Below are 20,866 nucleotides of genomic sequence, written 5' to 3' on the forward strand. Positions count from 1 at the left end.
ACTGGTGCCTCAGTTTTTAGCTTCCCGATTCAACCCGGTCCGCAGGCACAATGAACTCCAGACGCAATCCAGATGGCTCGCGGATCATCATGTGAGTGGTTGGACCATCCCCCATAAATTCTGGGGCAAATTCAACAACCACATTGTCCTTAGCGAGAAATTGTTCGTGAAGTGCATCTAACGCTGCAAGATCGCGGACTGTGATTGCCATATGGTGAAGGCCAACATTGTTCTTTCGATCAAAAGCAACGGCGTTGGTCGGGTCAGTCACCTGCCATAGTGTGACAAACATATCGCCATTCGTTACAAATACAGAAGGATATTCCGGCTCGCCGCCAGCGGTTTTCCAGCCCAGAGTATCAACAAAAAAAGCCACACTGTCATCCAGCTTGGTAACCGCAAAGCCGATATGGTTGAGGCCAAGCGTCGCGGCTTCTTCTTGGGTTTCAGTTTCTGTTGGAGCGGTTTCTTCCTGCACTGGGGAGCAGGCGGCTAATCCTGCAACAAACAGAAGATAGGGCGCTTTCATTATAGATTCCTCTCAAGCATTTTTCGGGCTATTTTCGGAAACTGCTGACCGTAGCCCCTGCGGCGGTGAGATATTCGACATCGGTTTTCAGGTGCAATAGGCGCAGGCCTTTGTGCTTCATGGCTTCAGTCAGTGCTGGCGCAAATTGCTCCGTGCTTTCGACCGTTGCGCTCCATCCACCATAGGCCTTGGCGAGCATGGCAAAGTCCGGATTCTGTAGCGAAGTAGCCGACAGGCGCGCAGGATATTCACGTTCTTGATGGAGGCGAATGGTGCCAAAGCTGCCATTGTCGATGACGAGCACCAGCAGGTTTGCATCATATTGCATCGCAGTTGCAAGCTCCTGTCCGTTCATCATGAAGTCGCCATCGCCCGCGATTACCACGGAGACGCGATCCGGAAACCGCAGGGCAGCAGCAACGGATGCCGGGACGCCATAGCCCATAGCGCCCGATGTTGGAGCAAGTTGGCTCGGGAAATCACCATAGGTCCAGTAGCGATGCCACCAGCCGGAGAAATTACCTGCCCCGTTGCTGATAATGGCGTCAGCAGGCAACATGTCCTGCATCGCCGCGACACAGGGGCCGAGATCGAGTTTGGCACCACTGGGTTTGACGGTCGTCCATTCCGTGTAATCAGCATAGGCTGCTTTGCCCGAGTCAAAGCTGAGCAAATCGTCTTCCCACAAAGCGGCTTGTTCAGCAAATTCATGCATCTCCGCGCAAATCGGTAGGTCAATGCGATAGACATGGTTCAGTTCATCGGGATCGGGATGGATGTGGACCAGTGTTTGATCGGGATGATCGGGGGTGATTAGTGTATAACCATCGGTGGTAGCCTCACCAAGCCGCGCACCGACAGCGATGATTAGATCGGCCGCTTTCACCCGCTCAACCAGCTTGGGATTGGGGCCATAGCCGAGATTGCCAGCATAAACAGGACTGGTGTTGGGAAAATTATCCTGCCGGCGGAACGCGCAAGCGACAGGCAGGCCGATACGCTCGGCATAGGTGGCGAAGTTTTCTCTTGCGCTGGCACACCAGCCAGCCCCTCCGACAATCGCTATCGGATCCGTCGCATCGCGAAGCAGATCGGTCAGCGTGGTCATCGCATTAGCACACATGGGTTGAACCGGTGCGACCACTTTCGGACGGTCCAGTGCTTCCACCTCGTCGCGTAGCATATCCTCAGGCAAGCTAAGCACCACAGGGCCGGGTCGACCGGAGCTGGCTGTGTCAAAGGCACGGGCGATATATTCGGGGATGCGGGCGGCATTATCGATCCGCGCCGCCCATTTGGCGAGCGGTGTGAACATCGCGGTGAAATCGACTTCCTGAAAACCTTCGCGGTCACGATCATCGCGGGCAACGTCGCCGATAAACAGGATCATCGGGGTACTGTCCTGCATCGCGGTGTGGACGCCGATGCTGGCATTGGTGGCACCCGGACCACGTGTGACAAAGGCGATCCCGGGATGACCGGACAGCTTTCCATCGGCCTCCGCCATGAATGCGGCACTGCCGTCTTGGCGAGTAGACACAGTCTCGATTTCATCGCAATCGTGCAGCGCGTCAAGAACGGACAAAAAGCTCTCTCCCGGCACAGTGAAAATGCGGTCGGCGCCCTGGATAATCAATTGATCGACCAGGATTTGAGCGCCGGTACGTTTGGTCATGTTGCTAATCCTCAGCTCTGGTGAATGGCTTTAGTAACCATATAGGCCTTCAACCCGTCGGGGCCATCTTCTGATCCATGACCAGATTCTTTTACGCCCCCAAAAGGCGCGTCACCGGGGCTGATGGTCATGTTGTTGATCGCAACCATGCCGGCCTCAATCATGTCTCCGACAATATTGGCTGTGCGCAGGCTTTCGGTAAAGGCATAAGCCGCAAGGCCCAATGGCAGGCGATTGGCCTGCTCTAACGCTTCGTCCAATGTGTCGAATGGTCGCATGGCAGCCACCGGGCCAAAAGGCTCACTGCTCATGATATCCGCTTGTAGCGGCACATCGGTCAAGACAGTTGGGCGATAAAAATAGCCATCACCATCGATTGCCTCTCCACCAAGACGCACGGTTGCGCCTTTGGCCTTCGCATCGCCGATGAGTTGTTCCATCGCTTCTGGGCGGCGTGGATTGGCAAGCGGTCCCATGTCGATATTATCGCCAAAGCCGTCACCAACCCGGACCTTTTCCACGCGCTTCGTAAATTCCGCAGCGAATTTTTCGTAGATCCCGGATTGAACATAGAAGCGGGTAGGGGAGACGCAGACTTGCCCCGCATTGCGGTATTTTTGCATGGCCAGCAGGTCGAGCGCCTGGTCCATATCGCAATCATCAAAGACCAGGACCGGCGCATGACCGCCCAGTTCCATAGTCGTGCGCTGCATATTCTCTGTCGCCAGTTTCATCAGATGCTTGCCGACAGGAACGGAACCAGTGAAACTGACTTTGCGGATGATTTTCGATGCGATCAGGTGACTAGATACTTGTGCAGGATCACCAAAGACAACCTGTACGACTCCAGCTGGCAGGCCGGCATCGACCAGACAGCGGATCATTTCAATTGCGCTTGCCGGAGTCTCTTCCGCTGGTTTCAAGATGATCGAGCAACCGGCGGCGAGTGCGGCAGCCAGTTTTCGTGCAGGCGTGAAAACCGGGAAATTCCAGGGACTGAATGCGGCGACTGGGCCGACAGGTTGATATTTGACGAAACTCTGCTGGCCGGTCGGGCGCACCAGGACACGACCATAACAGCGCTTGGCTTCTTCGGCCATTGTATCGAACAGATTGGCTGAGCCGGTTACCTCGCCTGCGGCCTGAGTAAACGGCTTGCCTTGCTCAGCAGTCATTAGCCGACCGATTTCCGGAGCGCGTTCACGCATCAGCTCCGCAGCCTTGCGGAGGATCGCTGCGCGTTCATTGACAGGCGTATCGCGCCAGACCGGAAAAGCCCGATCCGCCGCATCCAGTGCACGGTCAAGATCGGCGATGCTTGCCTTAGGCAAATCGGAAATGGTTTTTCCGGTCGCTGGATTGACAACATGATGGACATCGCGATCCGCCAGATCAATCCATTCGCCGTCAATATGAAGTTGCAGGGTAGGGGGATAGGTATTTGACATAGTTGCTCCTGTAACCGGTTGAGACAGCACTAGACTTGTCGTCTGTTTCCCGCAATGACTGTGACAAATTTTCGAGAGGAAAAAGATGGAACTGGTTACCGACGGACTGCGTTTCCCCGAGGGCCCGATCGCAATGCCTGACGGCAGCGTAATATTGGTTGAAATCGCCGCCGGACAACTGACCCGTATCGGGTCGGATGGCTCCAAGGAGGTGATTGCGAAGCCGGGCGGCGGCCCCAACGGCGCCGCGCTAGGTCCCGACGGCAAAATCTATGTCTGTAATAACGGCGGCTTTGAATATCAGGAAGCGAACGGCTTTCTAACCCCGGCCGGTATTGCAAAGGATTATTCCGGTGGTCGGATCGAGCGGATTGATCCGCAAACCGGTGCGGTAGAAGTGCTTTACAAGAGCGGTGATTTTGACTGCATTCTTCGCGGGCCGAATGACATTGTCTTTGATGAACATGGCGGATTCTGGTTCACCGATCACGGTAAAACGGATTATGAAAAGCGCTGTCATGACATTGTCGGGATATTCTATGCGAAGGCCGATGGTAGTTATTTGGAGGAAGTCATCTTTCCTTCGCAAAACCCCAATGGCGTTGGGTTATCACCTGATGGTAAAACTCTCTACGCAGCGGAGACTTTCACTTGCCGGTTGATGAAGTTCAATATTACCGAACCGGGCAAAGTCTCTCCGGATGCTGGGCCAGGCGGCCCCGGTATCCCGGTCTATCGCCCCGCTGGATACAAGTTTTTCGACAGTTTGGCGATGGAAGAGAGCGGTAATATCTGTGTCGCAACCATCGGTGAATGCGGGATCAGCGTGATTTCTCCGGATGGGGAGTTGGTAGAGTTCGTGCCAACGCCGGATATCTTTACCACCAATATCTGTTTCGGTGGTGCCGATATGATGGATGCTTATATTTGTCTGTCCGCGACCGGAAAGTTGATGAAAATGCGATGGAAACGCCCTGGCCTCAAATTGGAATATCTGAATAAATGAACCATGACACCGTAATTTTCGACTTTGGCGGCGTAATCACCAGTTCGCCATTTGATGCATTTAATCGGCTGGAGGCTGAGCGCGGCGTGCCGATCCATAGCGTTCGTCAGATCAACAGTACCAATCCGCATGATAACGCCTGGGCGAAATTTGAACGATCAGAAATTGACGCCGCCGGTTTTGATGCGCTTTTTGCCGAAGAAGCGAGAGCAATTTGTATCGAGCTGAACGGCAGCGATGTGCTCGCTTGTCTGGCCGGTGATATCCGTCCGGCAATGGTGGCAATGCTCGATACACTGAAAGCCCAGGACTTTACTATCGGCTGCATCACGAACAACGTCCCATCTGGCAAAGGATCGGGCATGGCGCTGAATGATGAAAAGGCAGCCGCGATCGCGGAGATTATGGCACGGTTTGATCATATTATTGAAAGTAGCAAGGTGGGTATAAGGAAACCCGATCCGCGCATTTATGAGATGATGTGCGAGGCTTTGGACGTGCATCCGAAACAGTGCATCTATCTTGATGACCTTGGTATCAACTGCAAGCCCGCTGCGGCGCTGGGTATGGCCGCGATCAAAGTGACCGGCGAAGAGCAGGCGCTGAAAGACTTGCATGCACTGTTGGATATGCCGTTCGCATAGTAGCGAATTTCGTCACAAATCTATAGATTTTCAACGATCCTAACATACTGAAAGCATGTTGTTTTCGGTAGAAATGGTGCTTGACCGCCAGTTTTTAATGACTCTTCAATGACACTATTATTACAGTTATGTTGCAAAATACGTCATAAAACTGTAATAATGGCCCAAAGAAACAGGAGAGTGAGTATGAAAAACGCAAAGATTATGGCCTTTGCAATAGGCTTGACGATGACGGTGTCGCCTGCACTGGCACAAGCGCAAGAGGGTGAAATTGGCTACGATAGGGGTGCTTTGGCCTATGATGCTTTGATGGCTGGCGACAATAAGGCGGCTGTTGCAAAGCTGGAAAGCGGAAAGCTCACTGATCCAGCCGTTATGATCAATCTGGGTCAGGCTTATGCCCGTACCGGACGCTCGGGTGATGCAGCGAAAATGTTCGTAGCTGCCATGAGCAGCAATCGCAGCTTTGATTTGGTGCTTGCTGATGGCCAGGTTATGAATTCTCGCAAGGCGGCTGAGATGGCGTTGAACGATCTGAATGGACGATTGGCTTCTCGCTAAACCGAAATTTCGTGCCATTATAAGCAGGCGGTCGTTCATGCGGCCGCCTTTTTTGTTTATTAATATTTACACTGCTGCATTTTTGCACTGCAGCATTAAAAGCTAAGCGCTTTGGCGGCTTACCAAGCGACTGCAACAATCCTGAAATAATATTGTCTCCAAAGCGTCATGCAAACGGCATCGGCGGGTCATTTGTCGCGCCTAGTGCCCGAGTCCGAAGGCGATGGGGGCATTTTGATTCGTTTCCACATCATCTGATCTGAAGTGTTTGAAATCAGTTATCTGCGGAGACTTTATCCATGTTGAATAAGCAAATTCGTTCTGTACTTTTCGCCAGTGCGGCGGCTGTGGCGGTGACCGCTTGTGGTGCCGATGACGTGGCCTCTCCAGGTGAAGGCACCATAGTTTTGCCTGCGCCGACGCCGACACCTACGCCAACCCCAACTCCTACGCCGACACCAACCCCGCCTGGCGGCCCTGCTGCTGATTGCCCGGTTGGCATAGCCAATGTCGGAACGATCACAACAGGAAATAGCCAGGAAGTGCGGAACTGCCAGATATCCGGCGTCATCACTGGAAACCTGACTGTACCTAATCGCGATGGCACGATTTATTCTTTCTCCGGTGCGGTCGAAGTCGGTGTTGATGGCGGCACCGCCGGGATCATGACAATTGAGCCCGGCGTCGTGATTTTTGGTTCGTCTGGCGGTGACTTCTTGCTGGTCAATCGCGGTTCGCAGTTATTTGCTGAGGGCACCGCCTCTGAACCGATCATCATGACCTCGCGTCAAAACATATTGGGTACAACCACTGTTAACAGCATTGGTCAGTGGGGCGGTGTGGTTATCCTCGGCCGCGCGCCAATTTCTGATTGTTCTACAGGCGGCGCGTCCAACCCAGGTGGTTCGCGCACAGATTGTGAAGCAATTGTAGAGGGCCCAACCAACGCCGTTTATGGTGGCACATTACCTGCCGATTCCAGCGGACGCATGTCTTATGTACAGGTTCGTTATCCTGGTTTTGAGGTTTCGCCTGGTAACGAGCTCAATGGCATTACCTTAGCCGGTGTTGGCAGCGGAACATTCTTTCAGAATATCCAGGTACATAACAGCTCTGACGATGGCGTCGAATGGTTTGGTGGCCGGGTAAATGGTAAAAACCTGGCTATGACCGGCATCGATGATGACTCGGTTGACTCCGACTCCGGTTTCCAGGGGAACAACCAGTTTGTTCTGGTGGTACAGCGCGCAGGTGGCGGTGATCATGTGATGGAAGCAGACTCAAACGGTGATGAAGATGCTGAACCACGCCAACGTCATAGACTCGCCAACGTAACCTTTGTGTCTAGTGGTCAAGATCACGTGATCTTGCTGCGCGGCGGCGGAGATTATGAATTCTACAACAGTGTCTTCAACAGTCCCGCAGCTTGCATCGATATCGACAGTGCGACTACCATCCAGGCTGCCGGCGCTGCCGCGGATGAGAATGGTCCTCCGGTATTTGAATCTCTTTTCATGAGCTGTGCGACGGCATTTGTGGACGATGGTAACATCACCGCGGCACAGATTCAGACCCTCTTCAATGCAGGAACAAATAACACTGAGGCCGGTACATCTACCTTGGCGAATAGCGCGGCGGCTTTCCCATTCATCAACGGTGCGAACGAAAATGGAGTGACGCCATTTGCGCCGAGTGCAGTGGACAGCTTCTTCGAGGATGTATCCTATATTGGTGCGGTTCAGGACGCGAATGATACGCGCTTTCAGGATTGGACCTGCGGCCTCTACGCCGACGATTGCGGAACCGCTCCAACAATCGACTAAGCAAATTAGTGATAACGGGATGGCGGCCATCAGGGGTCGTCATCCCTTTTTTGTACAATGAAAAAGGAAAAATTCCGATGACGACGCGGGCATCTTTGGTCACAAGTCTATTCGTGAGCACGGCGCTATTTTCGCCTGCTGTTTTGGCGCAAACCATTGCTGAAGATTCGGCTGCACAGCCCGACTCAGCTGATGAAGCTCTAGATGAAGATGTGGATATTTCCGCTCCTGGGGGTGATTTTAGCGGCGATATTATCGTTCGCGGTAAATTTATACCGAACCCGATCCGGGCAACTTCGGAAGTCGTATCGGTTTTGGGTGAGGAAGAAATTGCCCGCGCGGCCGACGGCGATATTGCTGGCTCGCTGCAGCGGGTTACCGGTCTGAGTGTTGTGGGTGGTCGTTTTGTCTTCGTCCGCGGTTTGGGTGAACGGTACTCGTTGGCCTTGCTCAATGGTTTGCCATTACCTTCACCAGAACCTTTGCGCCGTGTAGTTCCACTCGATCTGTTTCCGACAAGTGTCATCGCTTCGACTGTGGTCCAGAAAAGCTACTCGGTAAACTATCCCGGTGAATTTGGCGGCGGTGTAATCAACCTGACAACCAAAGCTACTCCGGATGAGCCATTTCTGAAATTCAGCTTTGGTATCAGCGGCGACAGCGAAACAACGGGGGAACTAGGTTATACATATGATGGCTCAGACTCGGATATTATTGGCTTTGATGATGGGACGCGAGACATCCCGAATGGTCTTGGTCAAGCGATAGCGCAAAACGTACCTATTTCCGTTGGCGATAACTTTACCAGCCTTGATCTGCAAAATTTTGCTGCAAGTTTGACCAATGCTGAAACGGCATTGATTCAGCGAAACAACGACATTCCGGCGAATTTCTCTGCTGAAGTCACCGGTGGTACTACAATTGACGTCGGCGACGCTTTTGTCGGTATTATCGCAACAGCTGGCTTTGAAAATAGCTGGCGGACGCGTGGCGGTTTGCAACAAACGTCACAGGGTATCGTCAATATAGACGGTACCGAAGGTTTGCGGCCAGATCAGAATTTCAATTTCCTGACAACGGAAAATCGTATCATTGTTAATGGCTTACTGGCCTTATCTGCGGAGATTGGTGAGCATAAATTCCGGTTCACCAACCTCTATATTCACGATACCGTCAAAGATGCATCAATCAAACAGGGTATTGATGCGATCAATGTCGATGAAGAAACCTTACTCAATCAAAGCCGTACCAGTTGGTTTGAACGGCAGCTGTTTACAACCCAGTTTGTCGGTGAACTCAAATTTGACGAACTGTCAGTTGACCTGCGCGGCAGCTATGCCAATTCGAAGCGGGATGCACCGTATCAACGAACGTCGAGCTATGCATTTGATGACCAGTTTGCGAATGACTTTGTCAACGATCTGACTTCGCCGGGCGAGTCTGCGCGAATCCGGTTCAGTGATCTGAACGATGATGTTTATGGTGCCGGAATTGATATTGGTTACGAAACCGATATCGGTGTACCGATCAATTTTACCGTTGGTTACAGCTATTATCTCAACGATCGCGAAGCGCAGCGCCGTGATTTCCGTTTTGTCCCAGCCAATGGACTGGCAAGCCCGTTCGACCAGCAGCGCATCGATTTTCTGCTGTCAGACATTAACGTCTTCACCCAAGAGATTGAGCTGCGTGAAGTGGCGGCTCAGACCTCGGTTCCGGCTTATACCGCAGAATTGGAAATCCATGGTGGCTACGGTCAGTTTGATGCCGAGCTGGCCGATGGTCTCCGTTTGAACGTTGGCGTACGTTATGAAGATGCACAGCAAGAAGTATTGCCAATCACGCTCACCGGCGGTCAGGCTTCGGTCGCAACCAACCTGAATAACGATTATTGGTTGCCCGCTGGGACGCTGACATGGAATTTTGCCGATGATATGCAATTCCGTCTTGCTGCTTCCAAAACGGTTGCACGTCCGCAATTTCGTGAATTGGCGCCGCAACAATTTCTCGATCTTGATACCGACCGGACATTCATTGGTAACCCGCTGCTTGAGGATAGCGAGTTGATCAATGTCGAAGGTCGCTTTGAATATTATATCGGTCGTGGCGAGCGGATCACGCTGGCAGGCTTCTATAAAGATATCGACAATCCGATTGAGAATGTCGCCTTTGTTCAGGGCGGTGGAACGCTGTTTACCGGTTTCTCCAATGCGCCCAAGGCCCAGTTGTACGGCGCGGAGGTTGAGCTGGTAAAATATATCCCTCTCTATGACCTGTTCGGTGGTGACTTCTTTGAAGACCGCCGCCTGCTCTTGGCAGCGAATTACACATATACCAAATCGGAGATCAAAGTTGCTGATGGTGATACAGCTATAAACCCGGTGACGCTGCAGCCTACGTCGGCATTGAACCTGTTCGCAGATGGTGATCGCCTCACTGGTCAATCAACCCATGTCGCTAATCTGCAATTTGGAATGGAAGCCGAAGAAGGCTTGTCACAGCAGACGATTTTGCTGACCTATAACAGCCCACGTGTCACCGCACGTGGGCCGCAGGATCAACCCGATCTTATTGAGCGGACGGGTTGGCAGATTGATTTCGTGATGCGGGAACAACTAAAAATTGCGGGTCAGGAATTTGAATTGAAATTTGAAGCCCGCAATCTGCTGGGCACGGATTACCGCGAGTCACAGACACTGAACGACACCCGGATAATCAATAATGGCTATGATGTTGGAACGCGGCTTTCGATGAGTATCGGGATCAATTTTTGAGTCTCCCCGCGCATGGCGGCGAGCGTGAATTGAATTCTGTAACTTTTGTGTCATCTATGAGTCGCAGGATGGTCACCAAACCGTTATAGCTCCTCTAGGGAAGCAGAGTACGGGGATTCGTGGTTATTCAATCTTCTAACCAAATTTGGGGAAAAGGCCGGTGGTTATCCAGATCAGGTCTATATCCTCTTTTGTTCGGTTTGTTGGCGATCATACTGCTCGTTCAAGCGGTGAGACTGATCTGGTTGGTAGCGACACCGCTAGGCCCAATAGGAGATTGGCAGTCGCGCGAAGTGGACGTCCTTTCACCATCATCGCGCTTGTCACTATTTAGCAGTTTTGATCCATTTTATCGGTCCGGACCCACTGCCACGGCTGGCGTGGTTACATCGCTTCAACTCACATTATTTGGTGTTCGCATGAATGAGGGATCAGGATTGGGATCGGCGATATTGGCGGGGCCAGATGGTGTGCAAGAGAGCTTTGCTGTTGGCGATGAAATAATGTCAGGGGTCAAATTGGACGCGGTGCAATTTGATCATGTGGTGATTGACCGGGGCGGCACGAAGGAAAGCCTTTATCTCGACCAGTCGGTGCCAGCGAAAACCGTTGGTGGCGATGTTGCAAGCCAGGTGGAACCAACGCCTGAGCGCACTATTGGTGACCCGCCGATTACGGCAGCGATTCAGAACGCCGTCGATCTGGCACCGCGCAACGTCGATGGAAAGGTGACCGGGATTGTGGTTTCGCCGCGCGGCGATGGCGCCATGTTTCGTGCGGCAGGCTTTGCCGATGGAGACATTATCGTTTCGATTAACGGACAGCCAGTCTCTTCAACCCGCGACATTACCGCATTGAAGAGTCAGATTATACCGGGGGCTCGGGTGTCAGTTGAAGTCGAGCGCGGCGCGGATACTGTTCCCATAGCTATTAATTTGGGGGCACAGTGATGAGTAGTATTCTAACGAAAATGGCAGCGCGATGGACGATATCCCTTGCGATATTAGGACCAATGATTGTGGTTCCTGCATCTGCCCAACATAGCCTGAATGTACGCGATGCTGATATCCGTGCCTTTGTTCAGGATGCGGCGCGTGTAACCGGTCGCACGTTCATTGTTGATAGCCGGGTTCAAGGCAAAGTTTCGGTTGTGACTGACCGACCTTTGTCCCGTTCTGAATATTTTGAGATTTTCCTGTCCACCTTAAGGGCCAATAATCTGGTTGCAATTCCAACGACCAACGGCGCCTATCGTATTCAACCCGCTGATGGCGCAGCAACCCAGCCAACGCGGATTGGCACACGCCAATCGGAGGCCAATCAATTCGTCACTGAAGTCGTTCGGCTGAAATCAATTGAAGCAACAGCAGCGTTGGAAACCCTGCGGCCACTGATCAGCAAGCAAGGGGCGATTACCGCCAATCGCAATGCAAACAGTCTGGTAATTGTCGATTATGCCGATAACATCCGGCGGGTCCGACAATTGGTGCGTCAGATTGACAAGGATAGTGCAGCGTCAACCATCGTGAACCTTAAAAATGCCGGTGCAAGAGAGATTGCGTCATCGCTGCAGTCTTTGGCTCAGCAAGGCGGGAATGGCAAAGTTGCTCCGGTAACGGTTGTCGCGATTGACAGCAGTAACAGTATAGCATTGCGGGGTGACCCGGGGGCCACAGCAAAATTTGCTCAGATGGCGCGAGAGCTTGATGAGCGGGCTGAATTGGGCACGGAAATCCGCGTCCATCAACTGGACTATGCCAATGCCGAACAATTGCTGCCGGTGATCGAGCAGCTAATGGGGCAGGGTGTTTCGAGCTCCAAACCAACTTCTGTTGCCCCGCCGTCGGGAACTAATGGCACGACTCTTCCGGCAACACCGGTTTCAACTGGATCCAGCTCTGGCAGTGGCATCGCTCGTCATGGCCCCGCTGTCGTAACGCGTTATGAAGGCACAAATGCGATAATTGTTGCAGCCAATCCTGATGTCCAACGGATGATCGGTGAATTGATCCGTCAGCTCGACACCAGACAGGAACAGGTCTCAGTAGAAGCGATTATCGTGGAAATCTCTGACTCATTGGCTCGTGAATTGGGTGTCCAATTTCTAATTGGCGGCGAGGACGCGCCATTTGCGGTTACAAATTTCTCCAATGCATCACCCAATATTGTCGACCTTGCTGGCGGCTTGTTGGCCGATGAATTTGATACCACAACGACGACCACGACCGATACCGCGACGACCACAACAACAAACAGCGCGGTCGGGGATAAGCTGCTCGAAAATGCGGCGGACGCGATATTGGGTTCGCGCGGCGCCTTTACCGGTTTTGCGACCACGCTGGGCGGCGACACCATATTGGGTGCGATCATCAATGCCGTACAACGCGACTCTGACTCCAACTTGCTTTCCACGCCATCTCTGACTGTGAATAACAATCTGAAGGGCAGCATCTTATTTGGTCAGGAGATACCAGTTTCAACCGGTGAGGCATTGTCCGATAATTTTGACAATGCGTTTCGGACCATACAACGGCAAAATGTCGGTATCGAATTGGAAGTTACTCCGCAGATTAACGCAGGAGATGAAGTGCGATTGGATCTGCGTCAGGAAGTCAGCTCGATAGCCGGGCCGGTCTCGAATGATTTTAACGAGCTGATCATCAATAAGCGCGAAATTAAAACCACAGTGACCGTAGGGGATGGAGAGATTATCGCGCTGGGCGGATTGCTCGACGATAACGAGCGCCGCACGATTGAGAAAATACCGTTCCTGGGTGACATCCCGCTGATTGGCGAACTGTTCAAGTCGCGCGGAAAATCTCGGGTTAAGACCAATTTGATGGTGTTCATTCGACCAAAGATATTGCGAAATCGTGAGGATGCCCGTGCATTTTCCGCCCGTCGATACGGTTATATAAGAAATCGGCAGCTAAGCCGTGACCCAGAACTTGAACCGTCCATTGATGTTCTGGTGCGCGACTATATGGGAACTGTCCCTCCTGCTGTTGCAACACGGCCCGGCGATCAGATTATCTATGCGCCCGGCGGTGTTGCTGAGCCTCAAAACAGCGGAACGGTTCAGCCTGTTCCGGTTGCCCCCAGCAAGCCGATTCCGGAGAGAGAGGACTGATGAAAATCGCGAAAGGAACAGAAACCGACAGTTCCGGCGATAATGAAAAGCCTGTTGACGAACAGCTCGCGGCATCTGCTCCTTTTGTCGATGTTCCTTATGCGTTTGCGCGTGATCATGGCGTGCTCTTGATGCGCACCGACGGTGAGCGCCTGTCCGTCGCTATGCGGGAAGGCGCCGATCCTCAGGCGTTGCTCGAATTGCGCCGTTATCTGGCGATGCCATTTGATGTTGATCTGGTGTCACCCGAGGCGTTTGAAAAAATTCTGTCCGAACATTATGCAATGGATGGCAGCGCGGCCGCCATGGCCGATGACATGAACCTGAGCAATGATGCGCTGGACGACATTGCTGGTGATATTCCTAGTGCGGAGGACTTGCTCGATAGCGCCGATGATGCGCCGACCATCCGGTTGATCAACGGGATTATCGCCGAGGCGGCCAGGCAGGGTGCCTCCGATATCCATATCGAACCCTATGAAACCGGCCTTGTGGTGCGTATGCGCGTTGATGGCGTATTGCAGGAAAAACTGCGCATGCCGCCACATGTCGCTTCGGTTATCGTAAACCGTATCAAGGTCATGGCGCGGCTGGATATTGCCGAGCGCCGTATTCCGCAAGATGGGCGTATCAGTCTCACTCTTGGTGGGAAACTATTGGATGTTCGTGTTTCTACATTACCCAACCGTGCGAATGAACGCGTGGTTATGCGCATTTTGGATAAGGAAAGTGCAGGCATATCGCTGGACCTGCTGGGTATGTCTGAAACGACCCATGAGATTCTCACCGAGGCGTTGGTCGAACCCAACGGTATCATATTGGTTACCGGTCCAACCGGTTCTGGTAAGACAACCACCCTATATGCGGGCTTGAAACAGCTAAATGATGGCAGCCGCAATATCTTGACCGTCGAAGATCCAGTGGAATATGCAATTGAGGGCATTGGCCAGACGCAGGTCAATGCCAAAGTCGGTCTGACGTTCGCTGCCGGCTTGCGTGCGATTTTGCGACAGGATCCGGATGTGGTGATGGTTGGTGAGATCCGCGACCGGGAGACTGCGGAGATTGCCGTGCAAGCCTCGCTCACAGGGCATTTGGTGCTGTCCACCGTACACACCAACGATGCTGTTGGCGCTATCACGCGCATGCGCGATATGAAAGTTGAACCGTTTCTGCTCGCATCGACCCTGCGGGCTGTTATTGCCCAACGATTGGTCCGAAAGCTGTGCCCGCATTGCCGCGTTCCGATACAGGCGGATGGCAGTCTCGCGTCTCTGTTGGGATTTGACAACGGAACGGTCGTTTATCGGGAAGTGGGATGTGAGGAATGCAATCAAACCGGCTTCCAAGGCCGAATTGGTGTTTTTGAGGCGATCCGGGTCGATGAGACAATCCGCAAATTAATCAACGATGGTGGTGATGAAGCGCGCATCGCGGCACACGCTTTCTTGAAGAAGCCCAATCTTGGTTCAGCTGCGCGCGCTCTGGTTCGCGAAGGCTTGACGACAGCCGAAGAAGGTATTCGCATCTCGCGCCGCGAAGTGTTGGACGAACAGGTCGATGCCTGATTTTTCTTACACCGCAATTGATCCTAAAGGTCGGGAAAAAACCGGGCATCTGGCTGCTGATAGCAATGATGCGGCGCGAACCAAGCTGACGGAACGCAGTCTTTATGTTGTTAAAGTGGAAGCCGCGCAAAGCTCAAAGACAAGACCTGCGCGCGGGCTGTTTGGCCGCAAAAAACTGGGATCCAAAGAGCTGACTCTTTTCACTCGGCAGCTTTCTTCGCTTGTTCAGGTTAGTCCCTTGGAAGAAGCTTTGCGGACCATAGGAAATCAGAATGAAAAGGCGCATGTGCGGGATCGGATAGGTGCTGTTCATAGCGGCGTCATAGAAGGACAACGCCTGGCCGAAGCCATGCGCCGTGAGCCGGCTAGTTTTCCGCCACTTTATCGCGCAATGATCTCAGCCGGCGAAACCTCCGGCACATTGCCCGATATCACGGAACGCCTCGCGGCTCTGTTAGAACGGCAGGCCGAGATGCGCGGTAAACTGATCAGCGCACTTGCCTATCCGATCGTTCTGGCACTGGTCGCGATATTGGTTGTCGCCTTGCTGATGATTGCGGTAGTTCCCAAAGTCGTCGAGCAATTTGATGATGTGAATCAACAGCTTCCCTTCGTAACACGGCTTGTGATCGGCATTTCCGATTTTTTGGCCAATTGGTGGGGCGCCATCTTAGGAGTTTTGTTTGTTCTCTCTGTTGCTGGCTGGCGGGCAATGAAGGAACCGAAGGTGAGATATTGGGTCGATAGTTTCCTGTTGCGACTACCATTTATCGGTCGCTTGCTGCGCGATTTGAATGCCGCACGACTTGCGAGAACTTTGTCGACCATGGTGGCCAGTCGCCTGCCGATTCTAGAAGGATTACGCTTGACCACCAACACGATTGGCAATGCCGTGCTTCGGAAAGCCTGTGAGGATATGGTTGAAGCCATTAGAGGCGGTGGCAGCCTGTCAAAAGCGCTCAAGGATACAGGAGTTTTTCCACCGATGCTGGTCTATCTGACGGCGAGTGGTGAGGCATCTGGACAGCTAGATGATATGCTGGCGCGGGCTGCGGACTATCTGGAGCGCGAATTTGATAATTTCAGTTCCACTGCTTTATCACTGTTAGAACCGCTCATCATAGTTTTGCTGGGCGGTGTTGTTGCTGTGGTAATTTTGGCTATATTGCTGCCGATATTGCAACTTCAAAATCTTGCCGGGTTATAGACCGGGATTGATAGGAACATTATGTTTACCACTCCATTGAACTTCAGAACCGTTGTTACGAGGCGGTCAGAGCGGAACGACCGCAAAAAACCGGATTCCAATGGCTTTACGCTGGTGGAGCTGATGGTCGTGATCTTCATTCTGGGTCTCTTGACCACGGTGGTCGTGATCAATGTCCTGCCAAGTCAGGACCGGGCCATGGTTGAAAAAGCACGAGCAGATATTGCGACCCTTGGGCAGGCCCTTGAAATGTACCGGCTCGATAATCTTGCCTATCCGGCCTCGGCTGATGGTTTGGAGGCCCTCACTAGTCCTCCAGCATCGCTACCAAGTTCGGCACGTTATCGACAGGGTGGCTATATCAAGAAGCTTCCGGAGGATCCGTGGGGGCGGCCCTATCAATATGACAATCCTGGACGTAACGGCCCGGGCTTTGATCTTTATTCGCTGGGTGCAGACGGTTCTCCGGGCGGTGAAGAAGAAGATGCTGATATCTACGCAGAATAGTCAATTGGCCAAAGGTGACAGCGCGACCAAAATTGGCTAGCTAACGGTTGTAATAGCAAAGAGATTTCTATCGAGTCGGGGAGGTCATGTTGGAACAAGGTCTGTTACTGCCTCTATTCAATCATCCATTAAACGGAGCCCAGATGGGCTAATGCCGACATCACAGCTTTTCATAACCGTTTTTCCGATCGAAGAGGGGCAGGACCTGCATTGGTGGTCCTTTGCAGACGGTGTTCTGGAAGCCAAAGGATATGACACCGACCCATTGCTTGCCGCCGGTCTCAAATTACCATCCATGGAAGTTGAGCCCGTTTTTCATGTTGCGCTAATGCCTTCTGCACTCGCCGTTGTGCGCTGGCATCAGCCGATTGAGGACCTCACTGAACAGCAGATATTGGCTGCGGTGCGCTTGGCGGCACAGGATAATAGTTTCGATGTGGAAAATCTGCATGTTGTCGCGATAGTCGATGATAGCAGCCTGCCGGTAACGGTATCGGTTAGTAACGAAATCATGGCAAGCGGACTCATGCGGCTCAAGGCGATTGGAATTGATCCCGACGCGATTATTCCTGCGGGCTGGCCAATAAGGGCGGCCTCAGACGGGTTTTCCGAGGCAGACCTCGGCTTTGAAACCCTCTTGCGGGGCGAGCAGCTTATTGCTCCCAATGAGCCTTCTTTGCGGGCGCATCTTGTCGGCGACCGGAAAGTTACCGTTTTACCGGAAGCGTCAGTGGATCTGGACCTTGCAAATGCGGCTGACGGAAGTTTGTTGAATCTGCGTGTTGATCCGTTTTCGAAGAATATCGAGCGGTATATGACCAGCCCACAAAGAAGGATGTTAGGCATTCTGGCGGCCGCAGCGCTTATTGTTTCTCTGCTGATCCCGGCGGTACAACTAATCAAATATCATTGGGCAGCGGGTGAAGCGGACGAAGCCGCTCTGGCAGTGGCAGAGCCGGTTATTGGGATGGTCGATAGTGTCGAGGAAGCCGATCGGTTGTTAAACGAACGACTGATCAGCGAAAATCGCGGTAATATAGCATTTTCCGTCCCTGTTTCGGCGCTGTTTTCTGCGATCCAGCAGACTCAGGGTGTTTCGATTGAGCGGCTAAGCTATCGCAAGGATGGAACTGTTTTTGCCGGTCTGTCGGCGGTCCGCAATGAAGATATGAATCCAGCGTTGATCGCCATTCAAAACGCGGGATTCGTAATCACGGCGACACCGCGGACAGATGCCACAGGAGTAGCCAAGGCTGATATCACGGTGCGAGCGCCATGATATCATCGGCCAAAGCCTGGTTTTACGCACTAAGCCAGCGTGAGAAGATACTGATCGCGATTATGGGCATTCTCACCGCGCTGGTGGTCGGTTATTATGCGTTTGTAGGGCCGTTCATCGGGGCTTTTGAAACTGCTGAAAAGCGCTATCAGGAAGCTGTCGATAGCCGGGTACAGATTGAAACCAAAGTAGCGGCTTTAACAGCGCCAACAAACCAGACCGCGAATCCGGTATCCGGTCCGCTAGAAGTGTTCATTAGCCAGCATGCCGGAGAGGCAGGGTTCGCGATCGGACGTTTGGATCCGCAATCCGATGGTTCGGTTAAGTTGTCCATTGACGCTGCCAAGCCTAGGGCTTTGTTCGGCTGGCTAGCTTCGATGGAAAACCGAGCGATATCGATTGATGAGCTTGCGGTTAATCCCGGTGACAACGATACCGTTATCGCAACAATGACATTGCGATCCGTTAAGCCGAATTGAAACTAGGCCACCTTCGTATCAGTTTTTGGAGCTTTTGCTTTCGCGCCTTCTGCAAATAATATTCCGCCGTCATCCAAAGACATGGTTTCCGGACTCTCAACTTCTTTGCTTAGCGCTAAGCCTGAGGTAACGGGCTTTTTCTCTTGCACCCAGTTGCCATCAGCGTCGCGCACATATTTCGGGGCGCGCTGTACATTCCAGACCAGGCCCATTTTCTCCCAGGCCGAGATGATATAGCCATTCACATCGACTTCCCACCACATCAGGCCTGCATAGGCCGAACGGGGATGCTGGTGGTGATTATTGTGCCAGCCATCGCCAAAGGTCATCCACGCCATGAACCAGTTATTGCGGGAATCGTCCTTGGTCTTAAATCGTTGTGAACCAAAGACATGGCCAATGCTATTCACGCCCATAACGAAGTTCAGGAAGAAGAAATTCCGGAAAAATCCACCAATCAAGATGGTCCCGATAATATGTTCCGGTCCGCCAAAGGCAAGTGCCCAAAGCGCCGGCAGTATGATGCTGGAGAAGATCGCAATCTCCCAACGGTGCCGGTGGCACCACAGGACTTGAGGATCATCGATCAAGCCTTTGCCATAGACTTTCATATCGGATGTAGTGTTATCGAAGAGCCAGCCGAAATGAGCGATGCCAAGGCCCTTCCACTTCGACATTTTTTCACCATGTCCATCAATATAGGGGCTATGTAGATCGCCAACGCGGTCAGAAAAAGCGTGATGGCGACGGTGATCTGCAGCCCATTTCAGTACAGAAGCCTGACAAGCCATCTGGGCCATGATACCGATCGCAAGACGCATTTTAGGGCCTGCTTCGAAAGAGCGGTGCGTGAAATAACGATGATAACCGATGCCAACGCCCATATTGATCAGGACGTAACCAAACAGGAAGGCAGACCATTCCACCCAGCCGGTCGCATGGGTTAGCGTCCAATAGAGGGCGCCAAGTGATCCGATAACCATGGATGAAAGCAAGATTCCATATTCAATCCGTTTGGCCCGTGCTGCAGGCCCACCGATGATCACGCCATGTTGTGGATGGGTTTCGGACGGATCAAACTTGTCCGGTTGAATGTCGCTATACGCGGTCGCCATCGACTTGCCCCTGTTACTATTTACATCAGTGAAATTAACGGTTTTGGGCAAAGATTACAATTCTCTTAACTATTATTCGATCCGATTTGGTGCCAGTTGACCGAAGCGGTCAAAGATTCGTTTGAAATCAGGTCAATACCACTGTCGCAGCTGTGACTTTGTCGCATCAACAATACGCTTCGCCCGAGGATTTACAGTGTTCATGAAGCCGAAAGCGCCCTTGGTTCGTTCTGGCCGGGTCGAAATATCGATAAGGAGAATGAACATGAAGATTCGCAGTATGATATTAACCGCCACCGGCGCGACAATGATTATTCTACCGGCTGTTGGAGCCGTGGCTCACCCGTCAAATAACGGTGCGCATCCAGAGATTATGACTCATCCGATCGCAGACGTTCAAAATAACTACTGGTTCGACTATGTCACCGATATTCGTGAGGCGGAGCATGAGTTGAAGAAAGACCTCGCCCGAGCAACCGATGAAGAGGACCGCCGGGATGCGATGGAAGAATATCGCAATGAGATAGCGGATGCGAACAAGGACTATCGAAAGGAAATGCGAGAAAAAGGCTATCGCGTGGGCCGCGTGACCGTTGGTCAATAAAGCCTTTTTAACTGATCTTGTGATCAAGATGGGGCCGTCCCAAAATGATTGGGGCGGCCCCATTTGAATCTTTCAAAGAAGATGATGGCAAGTATATGGGCGTCTGGCGCCTGTCCGAACTCTAATCAGGGTGGACTTCATATGATGTCTCTGAAATCCCGCTAAGGTTGATTTCAATCTCGCCCAATAGATTGGAATAGTCCTGAATGGAAATAGAGGTACACAAAACCCAGCCCAGAGATTCGGACTGCACTTTCAGTGATTGGCCGCGCAGACCAACATAGTCTCCTTCAATAATGTCGGCATGGAGATCGGGATTATAAGAAGCTTTGGGAATGAAAGTACCGTTCGCGATGTGCGTTTCAGCATTGGGCCTGTGAAGCTCGCTATATCCAATTACCTGGTTATCATGATAAATATCTACAAGCATATCCTGGGTATATATTCCGATACAATATCAATGGCTTTTTAGGTTTATCTGCCATTGGCAAATAAGAAGGTCACGGGATCGGTGGGT

The 20,866-nt window shown here is 52.3% G+C and carries 18 protein-coding genes; 13 read left to right on the forward strand and 5 right to left on the reverse strand.

Going from position 1 to position 20,866, the window contains the following annotated elements; translation table 11 throughout:
* Positions 1-16: 16 nt before the first annotated feature.
* Genes DG177_RS16250 through DG177_RS16260 form a run of 3 tightly spaced genes read right to left on the reverse strand, consistent with a single transcriptional unit; the run spans position 17 to position 3,652 of the window.
* On the reverse strand, positions 17-529 hold the full coding sequence (locus tag DG177_RS16250; RefSeq protein ID WP_108812444.1) for a VOC family protein: 513 nt from the start codon (positions 527-529) through the stop codon (positions 17-19).
* A 28-nt stretch (positions 530-557) separates the two neighbouring features.
* The gene (locus tag DG177_RS16255) at positions 558-2,204 is read right to left on the reverse strand and encodes a thiamine pyrophosphate-dependent enzyme (RefSeq protein WP_108812445.1); all 1,647 of its coding nucleotides are present in this window, start codon (positions 2,202-2,204) and stop codon (positions 558-560) included.
* An 11-nt stretch (positions 2,205-2,215) separates the two neighbouring features.
* Positions 2,216-3,652: an aldehyde dehydrogenase family protein gene (locus DG177_RS16260; protein WP_108812446.1), complete on the reverse strand. Its 1,437-nt coding sequence runs from the start codon at positions 3,650-3,652 to the stop codon at positions 2,216-2,218.
* An 85-nt stretch (positions 3,653-3,737) separates the two neighbouring features.
* Here DG177_RS16260 and DG177_RS16265 point away from each other — a divergent pair, with 85 nt between their 5' ends.
* The 12 genes from DG177_RS16265 to gspM all read left to right on the forward strand — a co-directional run bounded on the left by DG177_RS16265 (position 3,738) and on the right by gspM (position 18,630).
* The gene (locus DG177_RS16265; RefSeq protein ID WP_108812447.1) at positions 3,738-4,658 is read left to right on the forward strand and encodes an SMP-30/gluconolactonase/LRE family protein; all 921 of its coding nucleotides are present in this window, start codon (positions 3,738-3,740) and stop codon (positions 4,656-4,658) included.
* Entirely contained in the window at positions 4,655-5,302 is a 648-nt protein-coding gene (locus DG177_RS16270) for an HAD-IA family hydrolase (protein ID WP_108812448.1), read from the forward strand. The genes DG177_RS16265 and DG177_RS16270 overlap by 4 nt, the downstream gene beginning before the upstream one ends.
* A gap of 186 nt (positions 5,303-5,488) precedes the next feature.
* On the forward strand, positions 5,489-5,863 hold the full coding sequence (locus tag DG177_RS16275) for a hypothetical protein (protein WP_108812449.1): 375 nt from the start codon (positions 5,489-5,491) through the stop codon (positions 5,861-5,863).
* 299 nt (positions 5,864-6,162) lie between these two features.
* Entirely contained in the window at positions 6,163-7,686 is a 1,524-nt protein-coding gene (locus DG177_RS16280) for a hypothetical protein (RefSeq protein ID WP_337658959.1), read from the forward strand.
* 77 nt (positions 7,687-7,763) lie between these two features.
* Positions 7,764-10,460: a TonB-dependent receptor domain-containing protein gene (locus tag DG177_RS16285; RefSeq protein ID WP_108812450.1), complete on the forward strand. Its 2,697-nt coding sequence runs from the start codon at positions 7,764-7,766 to the stop codon at positions 10,458-10,460.
* Positions 10,461-10,651: 191 nt separating this feature from the next.
* Complete coding sequence (locus DG177_RS16290; RefSeq protein WP_337658960.1) at positions 10,652-11,410, forward strand: type II secretion system protein N; 759 nt, start codon at positions 10,652-10,654, stop codon at positions 11,408-11,410.
* Entirely contained in the window at positions 11,410-13,590 is a 2,181-nt protein-coding gene (gene gspD, locus DG177_RS16295) for a type II secretion system secretin GspD (protein ID WP_443216426.1), read from the forward strand. The genes DG177_RS16290 and gspD overlap by 1 nt, the downstream gene beginning before the upstream one ends.
* Positions 13,590-15,158: a type II secretion system ATPase GspE gene (gene gspE / locus DG177_RS16300; RefSeq protein WP_108812451.1), complete on the forward strand. Its 1,569-nt coding sequence runs from the start codon at positions 13,590-13,592 to the stop codon at positions 15,156-15,158. Before gspD ends, gspE begins: the two co-directional genes overlap by 1 nt.
* Entirely contained in the window at positions 15,151-16,365 is a 1,215-nt protein-coding gene (gene gspF, locus DG177_RS16305) for a type II secretion system inner membrane protein GspF (protein WP_108812452.1), read from the forward strand. Before gspE ends, gspF begins: the two co-directional genes overlap by 8 nt.
* 21 nt (positions 16,366-16,386) lie before the next feature.
* The gene (gspG, locus tag DG177_RS16310) at positions 16,387-16,872 is read left to right on the forward strand and encodes a type II secretion system major pseudopilin GspG (RefSeq protein ID WP_108812453.1); all 486 of its coding nucleotides are present in this window, start codon (positions 16,387-16,389) and stop codon (positions 16,870-16,872) included.
* Between the two features lie 151 nt (positions 16,873-17,023).
* Complete coding sequence (locus DG177_RS16315; protein ID WP_108812454.1) at positions 17,024-18,151, forward strand: hypothetical protein; 1,128 nt, start codon at positions 17,024-17,026, stop codon at positions 18,149-18,151.
* A complete protein-coding gene (gspM, locus tag DG177_RS16320) occupies positions 18,148-18,630 on the forward strand; it encodes a type II secretion system protein GspM (RefSeq protein WP_108812455.1) in 483 nt (160 codons plus the stop codon). Before DG177_RS16315 ends, gspM begins: the two co-directional genes overlap by 4 nt.
* A gap of 2 nt (positions 18,631-18,632) precedes the next feature.
* Here the strand turns inward: gspM and DG177_RS16325 are convergent, their stop codons facing one another.
* Positions 18,633-19,745 carry a fatty acid desaturase gene (locus DG177_RS16325; protein WP_108812456.1) on the reverse strand — a complete coding sequence of 371 codons (1,113 nt, stop codon included), beginning with the start codon at positions 19,743-19,745 and terminating at the stop codon, positions 18,633-18,635.
* Between the two features lie 265 nt (positions 19,746-20,010).
* Between DG177_RS16325 and DG177_RS16330 the strand changes: the two genes are divergently transcribed.
* Complete coding sequence (locus DG177_RS16330) at positions 20,011-20,349, forward strand: hypothetical protein (protein ID WP_337658961.1); 339 nt, start codon at positions 20,011-20,013, stop codon at positions 20,347-20,349.
* A 121-nt stretch (positions 20,350-20,470) separates the two neighbouring features.
* Here DG177_RS16330 and DG177_RS16335 read toward each other — a convergent pair whose 3' ends face one another.
* A complete protein-coding gene (locus DG177_RS16335; RefSeq protein WP_108812457.1) occupies positions 20,471-20,779 on the reverse strand; it encodes a hypothetical protein in 309 nt (102 codons plus the stop codon).
* Positions 20,780-20,866 lie beyond the last annotated feature (87 nt).

The sequence above is a fragment of the Sphingorhabdus sp. Alg231-15 genome, assembly GCF_900149705.1.
Lineage (GTDB): Bacteria > Pseudomonadota > Alphaproteobacteria > Sphingomonadales > Sphingomonadaceae > Parasphingorhabdus.

What these genes read in the sequence shown, in the direction of transcription:
- DG177_RS16250 (WP_108812444.1), bottom strand. Translation starts at nt 529, where the DNA reads ATGAAAGCGCCCTATCTTCTGTTTGTTGCAGGATTAGCCGCCTGCTCC.
- DG177_RS16255 (WP_108812445.1), bottom strand. Translation starts at nt 2,204, where the DNA reads ATGACCAAACGTACCGGCGCTCAAATCCTGGTCGATCAATTGATTATC.
- DG177_RS16260 (WP_108812446.1), bottom strand. Translation starts at nt 3,652, where the DNA reads ATGTCAAATACCTATCCCCCTACCCTGCAACTTCATATTGACGGCGAA.
- DG177_RS16265 (WP_108812447.1), top strand. Translation starts at nt 3,738, where the DNA reads ATGGAACTGGTTACCGACGGACTGCGTTTCCCCGAGGGCCCGATCGCA.
- DG177_RS16270 (WP_108812448.1), top strand. Translation starts at nt 4,655, where the DNA reads ATGAACCATGACACCGTAATTTTCGACTTTGGCGGCGTAATCACCAGT.
- DG177_RS16275 (WP_108812449.1), top strand. Translation starts at nt 5,489, where the DNA reads ATGAAAAACGCAAAGATTATGGCCTTTGCAATAGGCTTGACGATGACG.
- DG177_RS16280 (WP_337658959.1), top strand. Translation starts at nt 6,163, where the DNA reads ATGTTGAATAAGCAAATTCGTTCTGTACTTTTCGCCAGTGCGGCGGCT.
- DG177_RS16285 (WP_108812450.1), top strand. Translation starts at nt 7,764, where the DNA reads ATGACGACGCGGGCATCTTTGGTCACAAGTCTATTCGTGAGCACGGCG.
- gspD (WP_443216426.1), top strand. Translation starts at nt 11,410, where the DNA reads ATGAGTAGTATTCTAACGAAAATGGCAGCGCGATGGACGATATCCCTT.
- gspE (WP_108812451.1), top strand. Translation starts at nt 13,590, where the DNA reads ATGAAAATCGCGAAAGGAACAGAAACCGACAGTTCCGGCGATAATGAA.
- gspF (WP_108812452.1), top strand. Translation starts at nt 15,151, where the DNA reads ATGCCTGATTTTTCTTACACCGCAATTGATCCTAAAGGTCGGGAAAAA.
- gspG (WP_108812453.1), top strand. Translation starts at nt 16,387, where the DNA reads ATGTTTACCACTCCATTGAACTTCAGAACCGTTGTTACGAGGCGGTCA.
- DG177_RS16315 (WP_108812454.1), top strand. Translation starts at nt 17,024, where the DNA reads ATGCCGACATCACAGCTTTTCATAACCGTTTTTCCGATCGAAGAGGGG.
- gspM (WP_108812455.1), top strand. Translation starts at nt 18,148, where the DNA reads ATGATATCATCGGCCAAAGCCTGGTTTTACGCACTAAGCCAGCGTGAG.
- DG177_RS16325 (WP_108812456.1), bottom strand. Translation starts at nt 19,745, where the DNA reads ATGGCGACCGCGTATAGCGACATTCAACCGGACAAGTTTGATCCGTCC.
- DG177_RS16330 (WP_337658961.1), top strand. Translation starts at nt 20,011, where the DNA reads ATGAAGATTCGCAGTATGATATTAACCGCCACCGGCGCGACAATGATT.
- DG177_RS16335 (WP_108812457.1), bottom strand. Translation starts at nt 20,779, where the DNA reads ATGCTTGTAGATATTTATCATGATAACCAGGTAATTGGATATAGCGAG.